Raw genomic sequence first — 5,173 nt, forward strand, 5'->3', positions numbered from 1 at the left:
GGCGATCGACGCGCGGGCCGCCGCGGTCTCGGCCGCCCCCGAGCGCCTCGGGCGCGGCGGCCTGGAGCCGGTCCGCTACGACGACTGGGAGGTGAAGGGGCTCGCCGTCGACTTCTGACGTCGCGCCTCGCCGGCCGGAACGACCGTGCCGGCCCGCTGTTGGGCTCGCGAAGCATACGGCGAGACGAGGGACCCGATGACGACCAAGGTATCGAGCAAGGATGCGCCGAGCGGCGCCGACGGCGAGATCGCGCTCGCGAAGGGCGCGCTGGTCGCCATGCGGATGTGGCGCGACGAGCCGCCGACCGACGACAAGCCGAGCACCACCTCGGAGCACGAGACCGTGGGCTACGTGATCGCCGGCCGGGCCAAGCTGGTGCTCGAGGACCGGACGGTCGCGCTGGAGCCCGGCGATTCCTACTGCGTGCCGGCCGGCATCGCGCACACCTACCACATCCTGGAGACCTTCACGGCGATCGAGGCGACGGCCCCGCCCGCCGCCTGATCCCGCGGGCTCCGGGGCGTTCAGCGCGTCACGTAGACCGGGGTGCCGACCGAGACGCGGTCGTAGAGGTCGACCACGTCCTGGTTGTACATCCGGATGCAGCCGTAGGAGGCCCAGGTGCCGACCGAGCTCGGGCGGTTGGTGCCGTGGATGGCGTATTCGCCGCCCGACAGCGTCATCGCGGCGGCGCCCATCGGGTTGTGCGGCGAGCCGCCGGCGATCAGGTTCGGCAGGCGCGGGTTGTCGCGCTTGACTTCGCTCGGCGGCGACCACGCCGGCTGCACGTACTTGCCGTCGATCGCCTTGGTGCCGAACCACTGCTTGCCCGGCTTGCCGACCGCGACGGGGTAGCGGATCGCGGTTCCGTCGCCGTTCACGAGGTAGAGCCGGCGCTGCGAGACGCTGATCACCACCGAGCCCGGCATCACCCCGTCCGAGAACGGCACCACCTCGCGTGCCAGGGCCGGCGCCCCCGCGACGAGACCGGCCAGCAGCGCGCCGCCGAGGCTCGTGGACACGTACTTCCTGACCGACATCTTGGGATCTTCCTGCAGAGCGTGACCGTTCGCTGCAGCAATAATCCACGGCCAAGCTCGGCGTTCCAGCTCATCCTGCGACGACTGCGGGCTTGCTCACCGTCTTCGGGGAAGACGGTAAAAAGCGCCGGGCTTCATCGTGATAAAGGCGATCGTCCGTCGAAAGACCTGCTTTACCGCTCGATCAGATCCAGCGCCGTCGCGTCCTGGGACTGCCAGCCGTGGCGGACGAGCTCGGGGTCGGCATGCTCCTCGACGGGCCAGCCGACGCAGAGGTAGGCGACGAGGTGCCAGCTGCCCGGCACGTCCAGCAGCGCCGCGATGCGGGCCGGCTCGAGGATCGAGACCCATCCGGTGCCGAGGCCGCGGGCGCGGGCGGCGAGCCAGAAGGTCTGCACGGCGCCGACCACGGAGTAGCGCAGCATCTCCGGCATGGTCGCGCGACCGAGGCCGTGGCCCGCCTCGGTCGCCTCGTCGCAGAAGACCGCCAGGTGCACCGGCGCCTCGCGCAGGCCCGCGAGCTTCAGGGCGCGATACTGCGCCTGGCGGGCGTCGGCGTAGCGCAGGGCCGCATCGGCGTTGCAGCGCTCGAAGCTCGCGACCACGCCGGCGCGGCGCTCGGGGTCGGCGACGCGCACGAAGCGCCACGGCTGGCTGTTGCCGACGGAGGGGCTGCGATGGGCCGCCGCCAAGCTCTGGCGGAGCAGGGCCTCGTCCACCGGGTCGGGCCGGAAGCGGCGCACGTCGCGACGCCACGCGAACAGGTCGTCGAGCGCCTGCCGGAAGTCGTCGTCGAAGCGGGGCGGGCGGGGGTCGGTCATGGTCGGTCCGCCTCATAGCGGGTTTTGCGCCTTCCCGCTGCCCGTGGGCCCCGGGGAGATCGAACGGGCCGGGCAGGCACAAAAAAAGGCCGCCCTCGCGGGCGGCCTGAAGTCCTTGGGTCTCGAAACCTCTGGGATGTCGCGTCGTGGGATCCGGTGACGCCCGAGGGCTGGGGAGCTCGGGATTCGGGCATCGACGGGCACGACCCGACGAGGGTTCGGCCTTCGTTGTCGCGCCGCAACGCGGCTCGGGAAAGGCGTGATCGGGGCGAAAGCGCGGCATTTGTTTCTTGGGCGTGTCCCATCCGCAACGAATCGGATCGCCGCCGCGGGACTCTTGCGGGCCGGCCACCCGAGGCCCATCCTCAGCGGCTGACGGCAAGACGACGGCGGCAGGCCGACGGCGGAGGAACGATGACCGAGCGGACGAGCGGCGAGATCCGGACAGACGATTCGACGGCCCGCGTGGTCCCCTTCCCGAGCCCATCCACCGCACCGCAGATCGCGTTCGATCGGCACGAGCTGCGCACGATCTTCAACCTCTACGGCCGCCGGGTCGCGGAGGGGGAGTGGCGCGACTACGCCCTCGACTTCCGCCGCGACAAGGCGGTGTTCTCGATCTACCGCCGCACCTCCGAGATGCCGCTCTACCGGATCGAGAAGGACCCGAAGCTCGCGCGCCGCCAGGGCGCCTACGCCGTGGTCGCCGCGACCGGCGTGGTGCTCAAGCGCGGCACCGACCTCGCCCGCGTGCTCGCGGTGCTGGAGAAGCCCCTGCGGGCCGTGTGAAGCGTTCGGATTTCTGCGCGGCGATCCTTCGTCCGGTGCCGTCTTGGCCGATGGTACGCTCGCTGCGCGCCCGGATCGCGGCGCGGGGGGGCCTTCCCCCGAGCAGGCGATCGGCCTCGCACATCTTCAGATTCCTTTTCCGGACCCTCCCCGTCATCCCGGGGCTGCGCAGGGCGGACATTGCCCGCTGGGGGAAGTGGCGCGGCGTAAGCGTAGCTCCCCCGGAACGAAGAAGGCCCCGGCGTTTCCGCCGGGGCCTTCTTCGTTCGTCCGGTCCGTCTTCGCTCAGCGGCGGTCGCCGAGGAGCGAGAGCAGGAACTGGAACATGTTGATGAAGTCGAGGTACAGCGTCAGCGCGCCGTTGACCGACATCTTGGCCGCCGCTTCGCCGTCGAAGCCGCTGGAGAGATACATCTCCTTCAGCTTCTGGGTGTCGTAGGCGGTGAGCCCTGCGAAGATCAGCACGCCGAGCACCGAGACGGCGAACTGCAGCGCCGACGAGGCCAGGAAGATGTTGACGATCGAGGCGATGATGATGCCGATCAGGCCCATCATCAGGAACGAGCCCATCCCCGAGAGGCTGCGCTTGGTGGTGTAGCCGTAGAGGCTCAGCGCGCCGAAGGTCGCCGAGGTGATGAAGAACACCCGCACCACGCTGGCGCCGGTGAACACCAGCAGCAGCGTCGACATCGAGGCGCCCATCACCGCCGCGAAGGCGAAGAACATCGTCCGCGCCGACGAGGCCGACATCCGGTCCATCCGCATCGAGAAGACCAGGATGAAGGCGAGCGGGGCGAACATCAGAACCCACTTGAGCGGGCTGTTGTAGAGCGTCTGGCCGAACGGGGTCAGGGCCAGGCGGCCGGTCGCGGTCGCGGTGGTGGCGGCCATGTTGAGGCCGAGCGCGACGAGGCCGGAGATGCCGAGCCCGACGACCATGTTGTTGTAGACGCCGAGCATGAAGGTCCGCAGGCCCTGGTCGAACGCGACCTGGGTGCCGGCCTGCGACGGCGCCTGGGCGCCGTAGCGGAAGGGAGAGTTGTCGAATGCCATGGGAGTGACCTCGGAAGGCTCGCTCGTGCGTGGTGTTTGAGACGAGGCCCACGCAGGGGACCTCTGGCGCCATCGAGCGCCTCGTGTCGGAATATGTTGCTTTCGGCCGCCCCGCACAAGAGCCCGGCAGAGCTTGAAAAAGCGCTTTCGATGAATCCCCGCGGGTGAAATTTGTTCACGAAGTCTGGGATTAAAGTTCGCTGCTACTTCGCCGACGGCTCCCGATGCCGTCGTTCACGATCGCGGCAAGCTCACGCGGGGGATACGCAACGGTCACGACTGCCGCAGGTACGGTGCAGGCTTCTGGCCGAGGATGCGCCAGGTCCCGGCGAGCCCCAGCACCACGGCGAGCACCACCGCGGCCGCGGCCGCCGCCAGCGCCCCCGACAGGTCGAGGACGAAGTCGAGGCGCATCACCCGGGTGACGATCACCCAGCCGGCGAGCGTGCCGGCGAGCAGCCCGAACAGGGCGGTGACGAGGCCGAGCGCCCCGTATTCGAGGCCGTAGGCGGCCAGCAGCCGTCCGCGGGTCGCGCCGAGCACCTTCAGCACCACGGCGTCGTAGAGCCGCGCCCGGTGCCCCGCGGCGATGGCGCCGGCCAGCACGAACAGGCTCGCCAGCACCGCCACCGCGCTCGCGCCGCGGATCGCCAGCACCAGCCGGCCGACGAGGTCGCCGACGGCATCGAGGGCGTCCTTCACCCGTACGCTGGTGACGGAGGGGAACGCCTTGGCGACGTCGCGCAGGATCCGGTTCTCGACCGCGCCGTCGGTGCCCCCGGGCAGGGTGAGCGTCGCCAGGTCCGAGTGCGGCGCGCCGCGGAAGGTGCCGGGGGAGAACACCATCACGAAGTTGATGCCGAGGTTGCGCCACTCGACCTTGCGCAGGTTGGCGATGGTGGCGGTGAGGTTCCGCCCGAGCACGTTGACGGTGACGCGGCTGCCGACCTTGAGGCCGAGGTTTTTCGCGAGATCCGCCTCGAACGAGACCAGCGGCGTCCTGGCTTGCTCCGCGTTCCACCACGTGCCTGCGGTGAGCGTCGAGCCCTCGGGCACGTCCTCGGCGTAGGTGATGCCCCGGTCGCCGTCGAGCACCCAGGCGGCGTCCTCCGGCGGGCGGATCTTCTCGGCCGGGACGTCGTCCAGCGCCACGATGCGCCCGCGCATCATCGGCACCCGCTCGATCTTGGCGCTGGGCGCCTGGCGCGCGAGGAAGTCATGGAAGGCGCCCGAATCGGCGGCCGGGATGTCCAGGAAGAACAGGTTCGGCGCGCGCGCCGGCAAGGTCGCCGAGATGGTGCGGCGCACGTTCACGTCGATCAGGCTCAGGGTCACCAGCAGGGTCACGCCGAGGCCGAGGGAGAGGACGATGGCCGGCGTCAGGGCGCCGGGGCGGTGGAGGTTGGCCAAGGCCATCCGCGGCGCGGCCCGCCGCGGATGCGGCAGCCGGCGGGCGAGCGCCATCACGC

At 70.4% G+C, this 5,173-nt stretch carries 7 protein-coding genes; 3 read left to right on the forward strand and 4 right to left on the reverse strand.

What is annotated here, in order from left to right; genetic code table 11:
• Together FV230_RS24205 and FV230_RS24210 are read left to right on the forward strand one after the other, a co-directional pair.
• Positions 1 to 118 (forward strand): DUF1674 domain-containing protein (locus FV230_RS24205; RefSeq protein ID WP_147844211.1); only part of this gene is annotated, 118 nt, incomplete at its 5' end.
• 78 nt (positions 119 to 196) lie between these two features.
• On the forward strand, positions 197 to 505 hold the full coding sequence (locus FV230_RS24210; protein WP_147844212.1) for a cupin domain-containing protein: 309 nt from the start codon (positions 197 to 199) through the stop codon (positions 503 to 505).
• Positions 506 to 525: 20 nt separating this feature from the next.
• Here FV230_RS24210 and FV230_RS24215 read toward each other — a convergent pair whose 3' ends face one another.
• Positions 526 to 1,041 (reverse strand): L,D-transpeptidase, encoded by a 516-nt coding sequence (locus tag FV230_RS24215; RefSeq protein WP_147844213.1) that lies wholly within the window; start codon positions 1,039 to 1,041, stop codon positions 526 to 528.
• 173 nt (positions 1,042 to 1,214) lie between these two features.
• Positions 1,215 to 1,862: a 5,6-dimethylbenzimidazole synthase gene (bluB, locus tag FV230_RS24220; protein ID WP_147844214.1), complete on the reverse strand. Its 648-nt coding sequence runs from the start codon at positions 1,860 to 1,862 to the stop codon at positions 1,215 to 1,217.
• Positions 1,863 to 2,276: 414 nt separating this feature from the next.
• Here bluB and FV230_RS24225 point away from each other — a divergent pair, with 414 nt between their 5' ends.
• Positions 2,277 to 2,651, forward strand: coding sequence for a DUF2794 domain-containing protein (locus FV230_RS24225; RefSeq protein WP_147727234.1), 375 nt, complete (start codon positions 2,277 to 2,279; stop codon positions 2,649 to 2,651).
• A 285-nt stretch (positions 2,652 to 2,936) separates the two neighbouring features.
• On the opposite strand, the gene FV230_RS24230 is transcribed toward FV230_RS24225, so the two are convergent.
• Both FV230_RS24230 and FV230_RS24235 read right to left on the reverse strand, forming a co-directional pair.
• Positions 2,937 to 3,704 (reverse strand): Bax inhibitor-1/YccA family protein, encoded by a 768-nt coding sequence (locus tag FV230_RS24230; protein WP_147844215.1) that lies wholly within the window; start codon positions 3,702 to 3,704, stop codon positions 2,937 to 2,939.
• Positions 3,705 to 3,977: 273 nt separating this feature from the next.
• The coding region (locus FV230_RS24235) for an FtsX-like permease family protein (RefSeq protein ID WP_147844216.1) at positions 3,978 to 5,173 on the reverse strand (1,196 nt) is incomplete at its 5' end.

Origin of the sequence: Methylobacterium sp. WL6 (genome assembly GCF_008040095.1) — a bacterium.
Taxonomy (GTDB): Bacteria; Pseudomonadota; Alphaproteobacteria; order Rhizobiales; family Beijerinckiaceae; genus Methylobacterium.